This window comes from Sorangium sp. So ce406, assembly GCF_051474675.1.
Taxonomy (GTDB): Bacteria; Myxococcota_A; Polyangia; order Polyangiales; family Polyangiaceae; genus Sorangium; species Sorangium cellulosum_G.
This window is the reverse complement of record NZ_CP150340.1, coordinates 9,995,326-10,012,923: the sequence shown is the minus strand read 5'-3', so window position 1 is coordinate 10,012,923 and position 17,598 is coordinate 9,995,326. Positions and strand designations below refer to the sequence as shown.

The window sequence follows — 17,598 nt, the reverse complement described above, 5'->3', positions numbered from 1 at the left end:
CCGGCGGGCGGCATCGCAGACCACCGATTCGGGGGTCTCCGAGGTCGAAGAATTCGGGGACAGCCAGTCGCCGCGCTCGCACTTTCAAGGAGCTACCACCGTGGAGGGAGCCGCCATGAGGTCGACCAAGAGCAACGCCACTGTAGTGAAGGGCGACCCGCTCGCTCAGGGTGGGACGGCCACGCCGGAAATTGCAGCCCTCGGCCTTCTGGAAGACGACCAGGCGGAGGAGACCGTCGTGCGACCCCGCCCGGCGGAGATCCTCGATGAGGATCGAGCCGCTGACTTCATCGATCTGGACCTCGGACCGCTGGAGCGGCTGCCGCAGCCCGAGCGGGCGAGGAGCCAGGATCGGGAGCTGAAGGACGTCGAGGACGGTGGCGGCGACTCGATGCTCGCCCGTTACTTCCGTGACATGGCGCTGCATCCCGTGATGGGGCCCGACGAGGAGCTCGACACCGCTCGGGCGGTCGAACGCACCGAGGTGGAGCACTGGGTGGCCTTGCTCTCGTACCTGCCTGCGGCCGAGCACATCCTCACCGCGCTCGAGGAGGATGTCGCCAAGGCTGGCGAGGATGAGGTGAAGGCTCCGCAGCTCGCGGAGCTGCAGAAGCTCGTCCGCGCAGCGAAGAAGCAGAAGGGGAAGCTTCTGCCCGAGCAGGAAAAGCCGTGGACCCAGCTCTCCGAGGAGCTCGCCGCGGCGGTCCGCCTGCCGGACTCGGATCGCCTCTGGATGGCGCGCGCCTTCACCATCGCGCGCGATCTCGTGCGCGAGCCGGACTTCGAAGACGACGTGAGCGATCCCGAGGAGACCCGCCCCACGCGGCCGAGGCTCCCCATGTCCAGCTCGTACCGCCGCTACCTCGATCGGGTGGAGCGGACCTTCCAGGCGCAGCACGACGCGAAGAACCGCTTCGTGAAGGCCAACCTGCGGCTCGTCGTCTCGATCGCGCGCCGCTACAACCGCGGGCGCCTGCCGCTGATCGACCTGATCCAGGAAGGCAACATCGGGCTGATGAAGGCGGTCGAGCGCTTCGACCACAGCCGTGGCTACCGCTTCTCGACGTACGCGTCCTGGTGGATCAGGCATGCGATCAGCCGCGCCCTGGCGGACAAGGGGCGGGCGGTTCGCATCCCGGTCCACATGCTCGACACGTACAACCGCGTGGCGCGGGCGACGCAGGCGATCATCGCGCGCACGGGGCACGAGCCGACGATCGAGGAGCTCGAGAAGGAGACGGGCGTCCCGCGCGAGAAGCTCGACAAGGTGAAGGACTTCTACGCGGAGACGCCGTTCTCCCTCGATCGGCCGGTCGGTGACGAGGACGGGCGCAAGTTCATCGACTTCCTCCAGGAGGAGAACGCGCTGTCGCCGTTCGATCACCTGGCGAACAGGAAGTGGAGCGACGAGGTCCGCCGGCTTCTGACCACCCTCACGCCGATCGAGTCGCGGATCATCCGCTGGCGCTTCGGCCTCGACGATGAGGACGAGCTCACGCTGAAGGAGATCGGCGACAAGTACAACCTGTCGCGCGAGCGCATCCGTCAGCTCCAGGAGCAGGCGCTCGGCAAGATCCGCAAGCAGATGCGCGACTACTGAGCGACCGACGCAACAGGCGCGATGACGCGGCCGCGCGGCGTAACGCCGCGCGGCCGTGTTGCTTTCTCCTCGTGCGCAATCTCCCGCGGGGCACGAGCAGGAGGATGCTCATCGCGGGCCAGGGCCGTCGCCCCGGGCCGCTCGTGCCCTCAAGGCGAGCGCGCTCCCTTCCAGAGCTCATCAGCGAGCGCACCGACGAAGTCGTCGATGGCCCTTCGTACCGGCTCGACCTTTCCGGGGACGTCGGAGGCCAGCACTGCGAAGGCGATCGGGGACCGGCCGGGCGGCGGGAGGATGTAGCCGGAGAGGGCGGCGACGGAGGCGAGTGTTCCTGTTTTGGCGCGGATGGCGCGCTCCTTCGACCAGCCGCGGAAGCGGCCGCGCAAGGTCCCGTCCACGCCGCCGATCGCGAGTTGCGCGGTGAAATCAGTGCCGAGCGCGGGATCGAGGAGCGCGGCACGGAGCAGCCGGACGATGGCCTCCGGCGATGCGCGAGCCGCGTCGAACAGGCCGGAGCCGTTCCGCAGGACGACGCCCTCCTGGGCGGCGCCGAGCTCGCGGATGGTCTCGCCGACCAGCTCCGCCGCAGCCTCGGCCGTGCCGGGGCGACCGCGCCTCTCTGCGGCGAGCGTCTTGAAGATCGTCTCTGCGTAAAAGTTGTCGCTGTCCTTCCCGAGCGCAGGGAGCAACTCGCCGAGAGGCGCCGAGCGGTGGGCCACGAGCAACCGCTTCTGGTGCTCGCCGCCAAGCCGCACCTCACCGGAGATCTCGACGCCGACCTGCTGAAGCATCTCCCTGAGCGCATATGCAGCGACGAGGCGAGGATCATCGACGCGCCTCGCCAGGCTCACTGCGCGGCCGCCCTCCGGGATGCTGCCGCTGAGGTGCACGACGAGGCGCTGGCCGTTTGGCTCGAGTCGGATCCCGATCTTCTCCGGTGTGCCGCGCTTCGCGGTGACCACCTTCCCACGGAGCACCGTCAAGCCAGGCGGATCGATCGCCACGGATGCGGCCTCGCCCGCCTTCGACGGCCGCACCGTGAGGAGCACCGCGTTCGCGTTCAGCGACGCCGCCGCGACCGGGGCGCGGAAGGCCGCCCACTCCTCCGGCTGCTGCTCGAAGGCTGGAGGCACGTAGCGCGCATCGAAGTAGCCCTGGTCGACCGCGATCGCTGCGACCTTGCGGACGCCACTCGCGCGCAGATCGCGCGCCATCTCCCAGAGATCGCGCGTCCTGAGCGACGGGTCGCCCGAGCCCCGGAGCACGAGCTCGGCGACGGCTCCGTTCGATGCCTCCCCGTAAAGCCCAGTCAGGTACCGGTAGCTCGGCCCGAGCAGGCGCAGCGCGGCCGCGGCCGTGAACAGCTTCGCGTTCGATGCGGGATTGTACAGGCCGCGCTCATCGAAGGCGGCGAGCGTCGCTCCGCTGCCGACATCGAGCGCGAGCACGCCGACCCGCCCTCCCCAGCGATGCACGTCGGCGGTGAGCTTCTCGAGCTGCTCCCGCGCGCGGCCCGGGACGACGCGATGATGTCCGGGAGCGGCGACGGTCGACGGGGGCGCGCTCGCGCCTCCGGGCGATTCCTGCGTCGGTTTCGCGGCGCCGGTCCGCTCCGCGCCACGCGCGTCGCCGTCGCTCGGCTGTGAGCCGCCCGGGCGGGCGAGGGTCGACGAGAGCACAAGCGCGACCACGGAGACGGTCCAGCGGGAGCTGCGGGGCATAACTGCTCTCCGGCTGTACAACGTCTCCGCCGCCGGCGCCTCATCCGGTAGACCGCTCGGCGCCGCTCGCCAGCGCTCCCGGGACGCGCGCTCGGGGTTGTCCTCGCAAAGGAGAGCTTGCTAGGGTGCGCGCAGACACTTTTCACGCTCTGTTCGAAGGGAGGACACCGTGTCCCAGCAGCACTCGACCCGCGCGCTCTTGCCGCTCATCATCCTCGCGGCGGCAGCATGCTCGGGCGCCAAGCCCAAGCAGGCAGGTGAAGACTACAACTTCGAGCAGGCATACTCCGACGAGGCGGCGCCAGCGCCCGCCGAGGCGGACAGCTCCGAAGCGGAGGCGAGCGCGTCGCAGGACAGCGGCGGCGGTCTCAACGCCGATCAGAAGAAGCAGATGGAGATCGCGCTGCGGCGCGGGGGGGACAAGGCGTCGAACTGCGCCGAGGTCGTGCCCAACGCGCCGACCGGCGAGGGAGAGGTCAAGGTCGTCTTCGACGGCCAGAAGGGGCGCGTGACCGACGTGCTGGTGGGATCGCCATTCGCAGGGACGCCCGCCGAGGCCTGCGTCAAGCGCGCCTTCATCGGGGAGATCGTGCTGCCGTTCGACGGCGATCCCCTCGAGGTCCCCTACACCGTGAAGCTGCCGGCCAAGAAGGCCGGCTCCGCGTCGTCCAGCACGAAGAAGCCATGAAGAGCCCGGCTTTCGCTCTCGCCGCTGCGCTTGCGTTGACCGCTGCTTCCGCCGGCGCGGAGGAGCCGCCGGCGCCTCCGCGGTACCCGCCGTCGTCGGTGCGCCCGAAGCTCATCGTCGGCGGGGTGGCCGTGACGGCGCTCGCTTACGGTGCAGGGTTCCTCGCCGCGACCTCGTGGCCTGACGTGCCCGGGTCGAGCGAGCTGAAGATCCCGATCGCGGGCCCCTGGATGGCGCTCGCCAAGAACGGCTGCGCCGCGGATGATCCGGACTGTGGAGCGAAGCTGTACGTGCGCGGAGCGCTCACCGTCGTGGGTGGGCTCGCGCAGCTCGCTGGCCTCGCGCTCGTCGGTGAGGGCATCTTCATGACCACGGAGGGGCGCCCGCCGCAGCCTCCGAGCACGTCGGCGCTGACGGTGCTGGTGGCTCCGGTCATCACCGCGACGGGCACGGGCATCGGCGTCGTCGGCACCTTCTGAGCCGCCGAGGACCACGCGCCCGGGCTCACGCTCACGGTCGGCGCCACGGCAACGAGGCGGGGCCGCGGACCGGTTTGCCTGTCAGGCGCCCGACGCGCTCGATCATCAGCTCCACGCTGGCGCCGTACGGCACGCGCCGGCCAGCGCTCCCGCCGAAGACCCGGCCCGCTCCCACGACGTCGCCTGCGCGCAGCTCGACCTGGTTGCTGATGTACGCGACGGATTCCGGCAGCGAGAAGGTCCACTCGCCGATGCGCGAGCAGGAGCGCGTCTCGGCGTCGACACGGACCTGGGTCCGCAGCACCTCGACGGGGCCGAGCTCGTCAGGCGTGACGAGCACCGGGCCTAGCTGTGTCGCGAAGTCCTTCGCCTCGGAAGGTGGCAGCCCGCGCGCCAGCGACCGCGCCTCCAGGCCGCGCGCCGTCCAGTCGTTCAGCACGGTGTAGCCTGCGATCGATCGCTCCACTTCCTCCGGGGGGGCGCGCCGCAGATCCTCGCAAAGGAGCGCCGCCAGGTTCAGCTCGTAGTCGGGCTCGTCCTCGAGCGCAGGGAAGGGGATCGCTGCGGCGTGTCCGAGCAGCGCGCGGCAGTTGCCGAACCGGTACCACGGGAGCGCTGCGTCGCGCGCGTAGGGGCCGAGCTGGATGTACGCTGCGCGGTCGGTGGCGCAGGGCGGTAGCCACAGGATGGCGTCCAGGTGAAGCTGCGCGGCGGCGGGCCGATCTCCGCTGAGCAGCCGGTCGTCCAGCGCGTGAAGACCGGCACAGCGAAGCGCCACCACGCGCGTGTGAAAGTCCGACACGCCGGGGAGGCCAGCGAGCTTCGTTCCGAACTGGCGTTCGAGCTCCGCGACATCGTACAGCGCGCCGTCGCGTTCCAGCGCGACGATCGGGGTGGACGTCGCGAGCTGAAGAACGTGGGCGATTCTCATGGTGTCGCTGAGCGCTAGCGGAGCGTACCACCCCGGTCCGCCGAAGCTCCCGAGGGGTACGGGAAGGCCCGCGGCGCTCTGCCGCGGCAGCGGTCCGCGGCCAGCGCCCGCTCCCGGACGCCGCCCGGGCTCCCGCGGGACTCGGCCCGGTGCGAGATCGGATTGTCCTTTGCATTGACGCGCCGGGAGAGCGGCCTAGAATGCCGGCGGATTCAGAGCGGCATCACGTCGCGCAGGCTTGCCGTGGGCCCATCCGGTTGCAGACGGGCTCGTACGGCAGGTCAGGTTCTGTTGCCGGTGCGGGACCCCTCCTCGCGGGGGGTCCTCCGGCTTCGGTCCTGTTGACGGGGCCGTGCGGCTTGTAAGCCGGGCAAGGTATTTGCCGTGGACAGCCGAACCTCGGCGGCCTCACCTCTTGAGCGCCGGTCGGGGAACTGGTTACAGGCGCGCACACGGCGCAGCGGAGCGATGGGTCATGAGCAAGCGGACCAAATTCGTCTTCGTCACAGGCGGAGTCGTATCGTCGATCGGCAAGGGACTGGCCGCAGCCTCGATCGGGGCGTTGATGGAGTCCCGTGGGTTGAAGGTCACCCACCTCAAGCTGGACCCGTACATCAATGTCGATCCCGGCACGATGTCCCCGTACCAGCACGGCGAGGTCTTCGTCACCGACGACGGCGCGGAGACCGATCTGGATCTCGGGCACTACGAGCGCTTCACGCTCGCCCGGATGACGAGGCAGAACAACTTCACGACCGGCCGCGTCTACGAGGCGGTCATCTCCAAGGAGCGCCGCGGCGAGTACCTCGGGGCGACGGTGCAGGTGATCCCGCACGTCACGGACGAGATCAAGCTGCGCATCCGCTCTGCCGCGGACGGGGCCGACGTGGCGATCGTCGAGGTCGGCGGCACCGTGGGTGACATCGAGTCGCTCCCGTTCATCGAGGCGATCCGCCAGCTGAAGGTGGAGTCCGGCGCGCAGAACGCGATCTCGGTGCACGTCACGCTCGTGCCGTTCATCGCGACGGCGGGCGAGCTGAAGACGAAGCCCACCCAGCACTCGGTGAAGGAGATGCGCGAGATCGGCATCCAGCCGGACATCCTCCTCTGCCGATGCGATCGGCCGCTCCCGCGCAGCATGAAGGAGAAGATCTCCCTGTTCTCGAACGTCGCCGTCGACTGCGTGATCGCGGCCGTCGACGTCGACTGCATCTACGACCTCCCGCTGGTCCTCCACGCAGAGGGCATCGACGAGAAGATCACGGAGCTGCTCAACATCTGGGCGAGGCAGCCGGACCTGTCGCCCTGGCAACGTATCGTCGAGCGGTTCAAGAAGCCGTCCCGCGGCATCGTGAAGATCGGCGTCGTCGGCAAGTACGTGCACCTGCGCGACTCGTACAAGTCGCTCCATGAGGCGCTCGTCCACGGCGGGCTCCACAACGACGTGCGGGTCGAGCTCGAGTACATCGACTCCGAGCAGATCGAGGCGCGAGGTGCGCCCGAGCTGCTGGCGAACCTCGACGCGATCCTGGTGCCCGGCGGCTTCGGCGATCGTGGGACCGAGGGGAAGATCGAGGCCATCCGCTACGCGCGCGAGGAGAAGATCCCGTTCTTCGGGATCTGCCTGGGCATGCAGCTCGCGGTCGTCGAGTTCGCGCGGCACGTCTGCGGCATGGCGGGGGCGAACTCGGTGGAGTTCGACCGCAACGCCGCCTACCCGGTGATCGATCTGATGCCCGACCAGAAGGGCGTCGTCGAGAAGGGTGGAACGATGCGCCTCGGCGCCTACCCGTGCGTGCTGGAGAAGGGGTCGATCGCCGCCGAGGCGTACGGGCAGACGAGCATCAGCGAGCGTCACCGGCACCGGTACGAGGTGGCGAACAAGTACCGCGAGGCGATGACGCAGAAGGGGCTCGTGCTGTCCGGGACGTCGCCGGATCAGCGGCTCGTCGAGATGATCGAGCTGCGCGAGCATCCGTACTTCGTGGGCTGTCAGTTCCACCCCGAGTTCAAGAGCCGGCCCCATAACGCGCACCCGCTCTTCGCGCGCTTCGTGCGCGCCGGTTTGGAGCGCCAGCGCGAGCGCAACAAGGCCGAGAAGCCGAAGCCCGGCGACTCCGCGGCCGCTCACAGCCAGCAAGCCGCCTCGTCGGTCAACTAGCGTCGCGCGCCAGGCATCCTCAGGGATGCCTGGCTGCCGCCTCGGCGGCGAGACGTGCGCGGGGTTGTCGCCGGTCGTGGAGCTTGCCTGCTGCAAGCGCCTACGGACGAGAGCTGCCCTGCAGCTTCCGTCCGTGGATCATCGCGGTTGAATGCTGCGGGGTCAGACGTCGCCGAGGCTCGGCCGGCCCAGCGGCGGGGCGTCGAGGGGCTCGGCGGGCGCGGCTTGAGGCGCGAGGAGCGGCGAACGCTCGCCGACCTCCTTCAGCAGATTTCGCTGGAGGACGTGCGCCGGTGCAGTCCGAAGGTCCCAGATCAGACCGAGCTTCTCCATGCCGCGCAGGATGTAGAAGCTGACGTCGATCTCCCACCAGAAGAAGCCCTGGTTCGCGCTGCTCATGTAGTGGTGGTGGTTGTTGTGCCAGCCCTCGCCGAGCGTGATCAGCGCCAGCCAGAAATTGTTGCGGCTCGTGTCGGTCGTCGCGTAACGCCGCGAACCAAACACGTGCGCGAGGGAGTTGATCGTGAACGTGCCGTGCATGAGCGCGCACGTCGACACGACGTAGCCCCAGAGGAACGCGTCGTAGCCGCCCAACGCGAAGAGCAGCGCGATCATGCCGAGCGGCCCGATCACGTGGTAGCGGTCCAGCCAGCGGAGCTCGGGGAACCCGGCGAAGTCAGGGATGCGCTTCAGGTCGAGCTCCTCATGCTCGCGGCCGAGCCACCAGCCCATGTGCGCGTACCAGAACCCCTTGCGCAGCGGGCTGTGAACGTCGCGCTCCGTGTCCGAGTACTTGTGATGGACGCGGTGCGTGCCCCCCCACCACAGCGGGCCCTTCTGCGTCGCCGTCGTCCCGAGCAACGCGAGCAGGAACTGAAGGCCGCGGCTCGTCTTGTAGCTCCGGTGCGAGAAGTACCGGTGGTAGACCGCCGTGATCGCGAACATCCGGATGAAGTACGTGGCCGCAGCGAGCGCGGCGAGCTTCCAGGTGGCTCCCCGGAGGAAAGCGACCACCGTACCCACGTGGATGGCGGTGATGCCCAGCACGTTGAAGAGCTGACCCCAGCCCGGGCCAGGCTTCGGTACGACGACTCGTGTAGGACTCGATGGACGGGCTTGCGTCATGGTTTCCAAGGTGGATGGAGCATCGAGCATGCCCGTCACTGGGGTTCACGACGGCCGTCACGATTCGGTCATCCAGCGCAGCGACGTCTCAGGCGCGCGTGACGGACGAGCGCGCGACGTCAGGAGCGCAGGGACAGGACGTCGATGGGAGGCCCGGCGGAGATCCGGATCTCGCTCGCCCGGAGGGGATCTCCGTCGAGGATATAGGGGCCCTCGCCGGGCGAGGTCGCGCTGGCTTCGGCGCCGAATCGGACGGTGAAGTCGCGGACGAGGTCGTCGAAGTGGGCCTCGCCTCCGATCCGGCGGCCCGCGAGGACGAGTGGGGCACGCGGCCCCAGGGATCGCGGCGGCAGGGCGCTCGCGACCAGGTGCGGGCGGTCGAGGTCCTCGCCGGCACGGTAGGCGACCTGCATGTGGAGACCGAGGTCGCGCACCGCGGACGAGCAAATCAGCGACCAGGCGCGAGGAGCGAGCTGCCGCCCCTCTACCTCGATCGTGCACGGTAGCGGGTCGAGGACGCGGCGCGCGCAGGCGCCGCCGTAAAAGGACTCGACGAACACCCGCGCCACGATGCGCGCCGCGGCGCCGTATCCGTCGCCTCCGCGCTCGTAGTAGACATCGAAGAAGCTGGCCACGAGCCCGGTGCCGAAGATGAAGCCGATGCGCTCCTCGACGCCGGTGCGCGTCGTCGCGCGAGCGCGCAAGGTGGGCCGACGGACCGTTCCACGGATGGCGGCGCCGCCGCGGAGATCACGGTTCTCGCCGACGATCCGCGCGAGGAGCACCGCGGGATCGCCGAGCATGCCCCAGTTGCGCGCGACGGTCGCCACGGTTCCGCCTGGCAACAGGGCAAGCGGCGGCAATGAGCCCTCGCCGAACGCGCGGGCGAGGGCGGTGACGCCCGCCATGAAGCTGCCGTCTCCGCCGGAGAGCGCGACGAGCTCCGTGCCCCGCTGCGCGATCCGATCACAGACCTCGGCGAGCTCCGCGACGCTCGTGGTGGGGTGGAGCTCCGCGGCGCCGGCGCAGGCGGCCGCCATGCGATCGATGAGCGAGGGCCTCGCCCGGTACCGGCGCGCTGTGGTGTTGACGATGACGTCGATACGCATGGTGCCGGAACGCGAGCGCGCCGTATAAACCGGATTCCCCGGGTGGTCGAGCTGAAGGGGCTTCGAGCGCGAACATCGGCGCGCTAAGAGGCGCCTCATGTACCGTGTGCTCTCCGGGGCGATCCTCGCCGGCCTCCTCTTGCTCGCCGCGGTCACGGGCTGCGCGAGCTCGGCGTCGGTGCGCGCAGCCGAGGCGGGCAGGTTCGACGAGCTGCGCCGCTCCATGATCGACGAGCTGCGCCGCGGCGCGCTGGACAGCGACGACGCGCGCGCGATCGCCCGCGCCGTCGCCGAGGGGGAGATCGCCCGCGCGACGCCGCCGTCCGGGGTCGATCGGGTGCGCGAGCTCCGGACATGCGCGCGACCGCTGGAAGATGCCCTCGATGAGCGCGCTGCAGGCTCGGATGCCGTCGCGACGGCCGCAGCGATGATCCTCCTCGAGGCAGGGCTCACGGATCCGGAGAGCGCGAAGCGGTACGCGCGCGAGGCCGGGCCGGGGAGAGACCCCGCAAGGAGCGCAGCGCTCCGCGCGGTAGAGACGCGGGCGCTCGTCGCGGCCGAGGATGGCGCGCTACGCCGCGCTCGGATGCTGGATGGTGATCAGGAAGTGCGCCTGGCGGCGCTCCGCGCTGCCATCGCGGCAGCAGACCCGAACGACCGGAGCGCGCTGCTCGAGGCGGCGCGGCTCGACCCGTACCCGCTCGCGCGGACGATCGCGGTCCGCGCCGCCGGCGCGCTCGGCGGGCGAGAGGTCGTGCTGGCCTTGTGGGATCTCTGGGTCCTCTCGGATGAACCGGGGCGCGAAGCGATCGCAGAGGCGTGGGCGGCCCCGCGCGCGATCGACGCCGGGGGCCGTGCGCAGCTCCTCTGGGCGATCTCCACCCAGCGCGGCGCGCCCGCGATCGCCGCCGCGCGGGCCCTGGTGCGCGCCGCAGGCGAGGGGGCCGGGGAAGCGGTCTCCGTCCTCCTCGACGCCATCCGCACCAGCCAGAGCAGGGATCGCGTCTACGCCATCCGCTCCGCGCCGCTCGAGGACCCAGCGGTGCGGACCGCGCTCATCGAGGCGCAGGGTGATCCCGACGAGGCCGTGGTCTTCGCCGTCCATGCCCGCCACCTCGATGCCTCTCCGGGCATCGTCGCGGCGCGCGAGCGCGCCGCCGCGGTCGCATGGCTGATGAAGCTCGCCTCAGGGACCTCGACGCGCGCGGTGCTCGCGCGGGGAGCCCTCGCCCGTGCAGGCGTCCGTGCGGCGGCGGCGCTCCTCGAGCGCGATCTCCGGTCCCACGAGATCCCGGTGCGCGAAGCGGCCGGGACAGGCCTGGTCGAGCTCGGTGATCTCCCTCGCGCCGCCTTGCTCCTCGCCGACGTCGATCCCCAGGTCAGGACCTCGGTGGCCTGCGCCATCCTCGGCGCCTCGTGATCGCAGCCGGTGCCCCGGTCAAGTCGAGGGCGCCAGGTCGATCAGAACCGTGAGACGAGCTCGAGCCGCGCGCCTTCGAACTGCGGGAAGGTGCGGCACACGCCGGAGACGCACCGTAGGCCCCCGCGCCGCTGGCCGACGAAGAGGTTCACCGTGTCGACGACCTGGTCGAGCGTCGTCCTCCTCGACCCGGATTTCCACTGCAACCCGCCGTTGAAGAAGTGGCAAAACTCGCGGTCCTTGCCGGGCCCACATCCGGGCACGGACGTGTATTCGTAGCCGAAAATTGCAGCAAGATGAGGCGACCACTGGAGCGCGAGGTAGTTGTCCCCTTCGAGCCAGGATGATTCGAAGTTTTCCGGCCTGTAGCGGCGACGGCTGTTGCCCTGCACCTGGAGCGAGAACGCGCCCGTGAGGTGCTTCACGACGTCGTAGCGGACGTAGCCTTCGCTGTAGAAGACGTCGCCGGAGTCGGCCTCATCGGATTGTCGGACTCCAGCCCACGCGCGCACGTGCGATCGGCGACCGTCGAAATCGATCTCGGTGCCTGCCGCGGCGTCCCATGTGTCGGTCCGGTACGCTTCATCCGTGTTGCATTCGGGGTTCGCCTGGTGCTCAGAGAAGCTCACATAGTGACCGAGCCAGGCGTAGATGGCCGCGCCCCGGTTGAAGCGGTAGTCGGCCCGCCCGCGCCCCCCTGTCACACAGACGTTGGGGGCTCCGATCGGCTCCACATAGACGGGCTCTGCCGTAGGAGGTTGGTTGTACGCCACCCCTTCGAACTCCGGCGCGTTGAACCCGGGGTTCGACAGCACCGAGACGTCGATGTTGGCCGACAGGGGGAAGAATCGCCGGTAGTGCTTGCCTTCGAGGGAGACCGCGAGCGGCCCGCTGCGTCCGTTCGCTGCCACGTAGACCGCATAGCCGGACAGGTCCTTTGCGGGCACGTTGTCCCGGCTGAGGTGACCGCCGCGGAGCTGCTGGCCGGCGACCTCGACGTACAGGTCACCGCGCTGGGCGATGGACGGCACGCTCACCGAGCCGCTGAACGTCCGGATCGTGTCGTGCTGCCGCGCAGGCGGCGCGCTGACGACGTTGAACTCGGGGAACTGACCGCCGCACAGCCGCGGCGCGGCCTGCGGATCCGCGCCGCCCTCGCTCAAGCACCGGTTGAACTCCTCGGTGTACGACTTGCGCAGCAGCAGCGCGCCGTTCGCCGCGAGCTCGACGCCCTCCACGCCTGCCTCCAGGCGCCCGCCGAGCACGGTGTCCTCCAGGTAGTTCGGACGTGCCGCTTCGACCACATCGCGGGAGCGGGGATTTCCCTCCGCATCCAGCGTCGTTTCTTTCGTGACCAGGTCGTCGGCGCCAGGGAAGCCGAAGAAGAGCGGCGACCCGTCTCCATGAAGCCGCCGGCCGCTCGCGTCGTCCACGCGCAGCGGGTTCATCTGCCCGGCAATGGCGGTGGCCTCGAGCCTGAGCGACCCGAAATCCTTGTCGAGCACGAGCCTGCCGCCCCTCAGGGTCGTGTCGATGGCCAGCTCGTCCATCTTGCGCACGCTGAAGACGAGGCCGCGTCCGAGCTGGGCGTAGAAGTCGCCCACCGTGGCCTCGACACCCGGATAGGTGTAGGTCAGCCAGAGCTTCGCCGGATAGACCGTCGTCCGATACCGCGTGTGGAGCTCCCGTCTGGCGTCGTCCAGCGAGAACGAGACCTCGTCGTTCAGGACCTTTTGTTGCAGGTCGAGGCTCGTCGCCGACGGCCTGGCCACGTAAAAAGAAGCATTGAGCCGCGTGCCGAGCTGCAGGCGCCACCAGTTGATCTGAGCGTCCAGTCGATCGAGGATCTCTCCGTAGTTGTCGTCGAGGTATCGGGAAGGATAACGGGAGTCGTCGTTGCGGTTGTCGAAGTGGTAGGTGGCGGCCGCGGTGTTCACGACGTCGAGCGAGACCGGCTCGCCCCCGATGTTCGGGAGCTCGACCGCCCCTGCCGGGTAGGCCGCGAGGACGAGCGTCGCTATCAGGCAAGGACGGACGACGTGGAGCTGGCTGCGCACCGTCAGGTTCCTACCACGGAGCTCTGGGCCGTGGAGCAGCGATCAAGCAGCCCGTCGATGCGCGAACGCGCGCCGGGCGGTCACCCCGGCGCGACGGCCCGGCGTCACTGGACGAGCGCCTTCTCGACCTGCTCGGTCAGGACGGCCTCGTCGCCGGGCTGGTACCCGCCGCGCTTGTGGAGGATCGAGCCGTCTCGGCCGATGAGCACGGAGAACGGGAGCTCGCGCTTCGGGTTGTACTTGGCGGCCACGGTGGTCTCCTCGTCGAGCAGCACCGGGAAGATCATCTCCCGATCGTGGACCGTGCTGCTCACCTGCGCGCGGGACTCCGGCCCATCGAGCGACACGGCGAGCACGACGAAGCCTTTGTCCTTGTGCTTCTTGTAGAGCTCGACGAGGTGGGGCATCTCCGCCAGGCACGGATCGCAGGTGGTCGACCAGAAATCGATCAAGACGACGCTCTTGCCGGCATAATCCGAGAGCCTGACCGTCTTGCCGTCGAGGGCGGGGAGCGCGAAGTCTGGCGCCGGGCTCGCCGATGAGCCGCCGGAGGCTGCTCCGCACGAGGTGGCCGCGAGGCCGAGGACAGTGAACGCGAGCGAGAGCGCGCAGCGGGTGGTTCGGTTCATCGGGGCTTTCCTGGCGAATGGGCCGGCCTGAGCGGCCGACGGATACGAGGCTCAACGTCGCGGGCGCCTGTCGCGGCGCCCTGACAGGGGTTCCACTCGGCGCGTCGTCCGGCGGCTCGACGACGCGCGCACGGCGATCCGTTCAGATCTCGCCGTTCATGATCTTCTCGAAGGTTCGCCAGAAATTGCTGTCCTCCGCGGGCACGCCGGCGACGACCTCGATGATGGTCATGTCCTGGGTCCTGACGAGCATGTTCGCCGGGAACGCGTCAGCCTGGAAGAGCGCCCCGAGCTTGTATGAGGGGTCGATCGCCGACGGGTACTTCACTTCGTACTGGGTCGTCCAGCGGCGCAGGTCGAGCGCCACCGCCGGCTCGCCCGGATTCCTCCCGTCCGCGAGCTGCATCAGGAACTCGCCGCCCAGCGGCTGATACTTCTCGTAGAGCCCGGGCAGGACTGACTCCGCCTCGATCTTGCAGGGGCCGCACCATACGGACGAGACGTCGATCAGCAGCACCTTCGGCTTCGGCTCGCCAGCGCCGTACTGCGAGCCCTCGGGAAATACCTCCGTCCCGGTCGGGTTGTAGAAGTCGGCGAGCTGAATCGGCTGCATCGTGTCGTTGTTTGCGTCGGCGTTGGCGTACCCGACGAACTGATAGTTCGCGATCACCCGGCCAGGGTTGACCCCGTAGGGACCCGCCGGGTAGCGAGCAGCGTTGGCCGCAGGCTGTCCCGTCCCCTCAGGAAAATCAGGAGCCGGTATGGGATCCTCTTCTCCCGCGCAGCCGACGAGCCCCAGGGCCGCCACGGCGCCAAGGGCCATCCCACCGAGAACTGCGTCCATTCGCATGATGCCACCGCCTGAAGTATGGTGTAGGAGTGCTCATTCTTCTGGGCGGCACGGGGGGCGTCAAGGGCAACCTTGTCGCGCCCGTTCGGCTCGGGGGGGTGCTTTCCGCAATCTCCGGCCAGGCCCGCCGTGCCTGCCCCATCCGCGGGCATTTCCCGCGTTGAGGTCCTATGCAGCAGGTTGTCGCCTCTCAGAGCGCCCATCGGCCCCGCTTCCGTCGTATCCACGCGTTCCTGATGCTCGGCTGCCTGGCGATGGGGGCTGCCAGCGCGAGCGGCGCCTGCTCCTCGTCGAGCACTCCGCGGGATGAATGTTTCGGCGGGGTCGTCGTGAACGGCATCTGCGAGGGCAAGTGCGAGCCCGAGCTCTGCCTGGAGGGCAACACCTGCGTGGGCAACCGCTGCGTGCTCAAGTGCAGCAGCCACCTCGAATGCGTCCCTGGTCTCCAGGACTGTATGCCGGCCGAGGAAGACGACACGAACGCCAAGATTTCCGTTTGTCGGTCGAACGGGAAACTGGTGGGCTTCGGAGCGCCCTGTCCGTTCGGCTCCGAGTGCGGCCAGTTCGGGCGTTGTCCAGACGACTCGCCGTGCAACCCGATGCAGTGCAACGGCAACCCCGGCGAGTGCCAGCGCGACACGGCGGCATGCGGCGACGACCCCGGCTGCAACGCCGGGAAGTGCGCCGACGGCAGCGACTGCTTCATTCCGACGTGCGCTCCCGCCGAGTGCACCTCCCTCGGCCTGGAGTGCCTGGGCAAGGGGGAGGGAGACGCGGAGGCCTACTGCACGCAGCCGCATTGCGCGGGCGACGCGGACTGCCCCGGCGGCTACGAGTGCGCGGTGACCCGCGACCCTCACGCGATCTGCGGCACGGACAAGGGGGATAACAGCTTCTGCGGCGAGACGACCGAGGAGTGCATCGACCCCGCCACGTTCGGCGACGGCAACTCCTATGTCGAGGGGTCCTTGTGCCTGCTGCGCACGAACTGCGTCAAGCGCTCCCAGTGCGCGCCGTGCAGCTCCGATCTCGACTGCTCGCTCGTCCCAGGGCAGCGCTGCGTCACGATCGGCGGCGAGAGCCGGTGCGCCCGGGCGTGCAGCGAGGACTCCGACTGCGACCTCGACTACCAGTGCGAGGGCGAGGTGTGCACGCCGCGGTTCGGCGCCTGCGTCGGGGAGGGCAACTTCTGCGAGCCGTGCCGCAACGACACGGACTGCGGCGACGCAGGCTCCACCATGGAGTGCGCCACCACGTTGCGCGGCCAGCGCGCGTGCCTGGATGCGGCGTTGCCCGTCCGGTGCACCATGGACGACCCGACCACGCCGCTGAACGAGAGCAACGCAGAGGACGTCTGCCCGAAGTCGCCCGGCGGGCTCGCCGGGGAGTGCGTGTGCGTCGAGACGAACGCGAGCAGGGAATGCGTGGACTCGCGCTGCTACCTGCCGTCGCGTCGGCTCGACCCCACGGACAAGGACTCCAAGGTCGCCACCTGCTGGTGACGAGGCCGGCCGGACGCAGGGCAGGGCGCGGTGACGCGCAGGACGACCGCTGTCACCCTGCGCCCGGCCGCCCGAAGAAGCGAGCGGCCGCGAGCCCGCTGCGCTCGCCGGTTGACGGGAATCCGGAGCAGTCCTAACTCCTCCGACCCATGGCCATCACGAAGGACGCCGCGCTCGGTGCGCTGGCAAAGGTCGTCGCTCCGGACCTCCAGCGCCCGCTCACGGAGCTCGATCGCGTCCGGGATCTCTCGGTCGAGAACGGCGCGGTGTCGCTCACCGTCGAGCTGACCAGCTACTTCAAGCAGCGGCTCGCGGCGGACATCGAGGCCGCCCTCAAGGGCGCCGGCGCGAAGGACGTCCGGATCGCCTGGGAGGTCAGCATCCCGACGCGCACCATCCTTCCGGACGATCCGTCGCCGCGCGTGAAGAACATCGTCCTCGTGATGAGCGGCAAGGGCGGCGTCGGCAAGAGCACGGTCGCCGCCAACCTGACCCTGGCGCTCAGCCGCGAGGGGGCGAAGGTCGGCCTGCTCGACGCGGACATGTACGGGCCGAGCGTGCCGACCATGCTCGGCGTGATGGGGCGCCCGACGTCCGCCGACGGACAGAAGTTCCTGCCGCTCGAGCGCTTCGGCGTGAAGCTCATGTCCATCGGCTTCCTGCTGGAAGATCCGAGGTCGGCGGTCGTCTGGCGCGGACCGATGCTCCAGAACGCCCTCATCCAGTTCATGCGCGATGTGGAATGGGGTGAGCTCGACTACCTCGTGCTGGACCTGCCGCCGGGGACCGGGGACATCGCGCTGACGATCTCCCAGAAGATGAGGACCACGGGGGCGATCGTCGTGACGACGCCGCAGGAGGTGGCCCTCCAGGACGTGTACAAATCGGTCTCGATGGCCCAGAAAGTCGGGATCGCCCTGCTCGGCGTGGTCGAGAACGAGAGCTACTTCGTGTGCGACGGGTGCAGCAAGCGGCACGAGCTCTTCGGTGCCGGCGGCGGGCAGAAGATCGCCGAGTTCGCCGAGGCGCCGCTGCTCGGCCAGATCCCCATGGACGCCGCCATCCGGGAGTGGGGCGACGCCGGCACCCCGGTCGTTCAGGCTGCCCCGGGCAGCCCGATCTCGCGGGCCTTCGTGGATGTGGCGGAGCGGCTGGCCGCCCAGGTCAGCGCCCACGACCTCGCGAGCGGGGGCGGCCTGCGCATCGACCGGAGCGGCGGGACGAACAAGCACCTGCCCATCATGCGGTAGGCTCTCGCGTAAACGTCCCGGGTACGATATGGTTCCGGCCCCTTCCCCCCCAATCAAACCGAGGGGGCCGCTGGAG

Annotated in this window: 14 protein-coding genes; 7 read left to right on the top strand and 7 right to left on the bottom strand. The window is 69.5% G+C overall.

Features of this window, described 5'->3' with window-relative positions; genetic code table 11:
• Positions 1-115: 115 nt before the first annotated feature.
• Positions 116-1,600 (top strand): sigma-70 family RNA polymerase sigma factor, encoded by a 1,485-nt coding sequence (locus WME96_RS37500; protein WP_437286372.1) that lies wholly within the window; start codon positions 116-118, stop codon positions 1,598-1,600.
• A gap of 149 nt (positions 1,601-1,749) precedes the next feature.
• On the opposite strand, the gene dacB is transcribed toward WME96_RS37500, so the two are convergent.
• Positions 1,750-3,342 (bottom strand): D-alanyl-D-alanine carboxypeptidase/D-alanyl-D-alanine endopeptidase, encoded by a 1,593-nt coding sequence (gene dacB, locus WME96_RS37495; RefSeq protein WP_437286371.1) that lies wholly within the window; start codon positions 3,340-3,342, stop codon positions 1,750-1,752.
• 148 nt (positions 3,343-3,490) lie between these two features.
• Here dacB and WME96_RS37490 point away from each other — a divergent pair, with 148 nt between their 5' ends.
• A complete protein-coding gene (locus WME96_RS37490) occupies positions 3,491-4,009 on the top strand; it encodes a hypothetical protein (protein WP_437286370.1) in 519 nt (172 codons plus the stop codon).
• A gap of 35 nt (positions 4,010-4,044) precedes the next feature.
• On the top strand, positions 4,045-4,488 hold the full coding sequence (locus WME96_RS37485; protein WP_437286369.1) for a hypothetical protein: 444 nt from the start codon (positions 4,045-4,047) through the stop codon (positions 4,486-4,488).
• Between the two features lie 31 nt (positions 4,489-4,519).
• Here WME96_RS37485 and WME96_RS37480 read toward each other — a convergent pair whose 3' ends face one another.
• Positions 4,520-5,419 carry a fumarylacetoacetate hydrolase family protein gene (locus WME96_RS37480; RefSeq protein WP_437286368.1) on the bottom strand — a complete coding sequence of 300 codons (900 nt, stop codon included), beginning with the start codon at positions 5,417-5,419 and terminating at the stop codon, positions 4,520-4,522.
• A 475-nt stretch (positions 5,420-5,894) separates the two neighbouring features.
• Here WME96_RS37480 and WME96_RS37475 point away from each other — a divergent pair, with 475 nt between their 5' ends.
• Entirely contained in the window at positions 5,895-7,580 is a 1,686-nt protein-coding gene (locus tag WME96_RS37475; RefSeq protein WP_437286367.1) for a CTP synthase, read from the top strand.
• Positions 7,581-7,742: 162 nt separating this feature from the next.
• Here WME96_RS37475 and WME96_RS37470 read toward each other — a convergent pair whose 3' ends face one another.
• Both WME96_RS37470 and WME96_RS37465 read right to left on the bottom strand, forming a co-directional pair.
• Entirely contained in the window at positions 7,743-8,705 is a 963-nt protein-coding gene (locus WME96_RS37470; protein WP_437286366.1) for an acyl-CoA desaturase, read from the bottom strand.
• A gap of 119 nt (positions 8,706-8,824) precedes the next feature.
• Complete coding sequence (locus tag WME96_RS37465) at positions 8,825-9,814, bottom strand: diacylglycerol/lipid kinase family protein (protein WP_437286365.1); 990 nt, start codon at positions 9,812-9,814, stop codon at positions 8,825-8,827.
• Positions 9,815-9,911: 97 nt separating this feature from the next.
• Here WME96_RS37465 and WME96_RS37460 point away from each other — a divergent pair, with 97 nt between their 5' ends.
• Positions 9,912-11,234, top strand: coding sequence for a hypothetical protein (locus WME96_RS37460; protein WP_437286364.1), 1,323 nt, complete (start codon positions 9,912-9,914; stop codon positions 11,232-11,234).
• A gap of 41 nt (positions 11,235-11,275) precedes the next feature.
• Here WME96_RS37460 and WME96_RS37455 read toward each other — a convergent pair whose 3' ends face one another.
• From WME96_RS37455 to WME96_RS37445, 3 genes are all read right to left on the bottom strand, one after another.
• Positions 11,276-13,291, bottom strand: coding sequence for a DUF6029 family protein (locus WME96_RS37455; RefSeq protein ID WP_437286363.1), 2,016 nt, complete (start codon positions 13,289-13,291; stop codon positions 11,276-11,278).
• Between the two features lie 104 nt (positions 13,292-13,395).
• A complete protein-coding gene (locus WME96_RS37450) occupies positions 13,396-13,920 on the bottom strand; it encodes a TlpA disulfide reductase family protein (RefSeq protein ID WP_061617698.1) in 525 nt (174 codons plus the stop codon).
• 142 nt (positions 13,921-14,062) lie between these two features.
• Complete coding sequence (locus WME96_RS37445) at positions 14,063-14,590, bottom strand: TlpA family protein disulfide reductase (RefSeq protein ID WP_437286362.1); 528 nt, start codon at positions 14,588-14,590, stop codon at positions 14,063-14,065.
• A gap of 350 nt (positions 14,591-14,940) precedes the next feature.
• Here WME96_RS37445 and WME96_RS37440 point away from each other — a divergent pair, with 350 nt between their 5' ends.
• Both WME96_RS37440 and WME96_RS37435 read left to right on the top strand, forming a co-directional pair.
• A complete protein-coding gene (locus WME96_RS37440; RefSeq protein ID WP_437286361.1) occupies positions 14,941-16,272 on the top strand; it encodes a hypothetical protein in 1,332 nt (443 codons plus the stop codon).
• Between the two features lie 149 nt (positions 16,273-16,421).
• On the top strand, positions 16,422-17,522 hold the full coding sequence (locus WME96_RS37435; protein WP_433929573.1) for an Mrp/NBP35 family ATP-binding protein: 1,101 nt from the start codon (positions 16,422-16,424) through the stop codon (positions 17,520-17,522).
• Positions 17,523-17,598 lie beyond the last annotated feature (76 nt).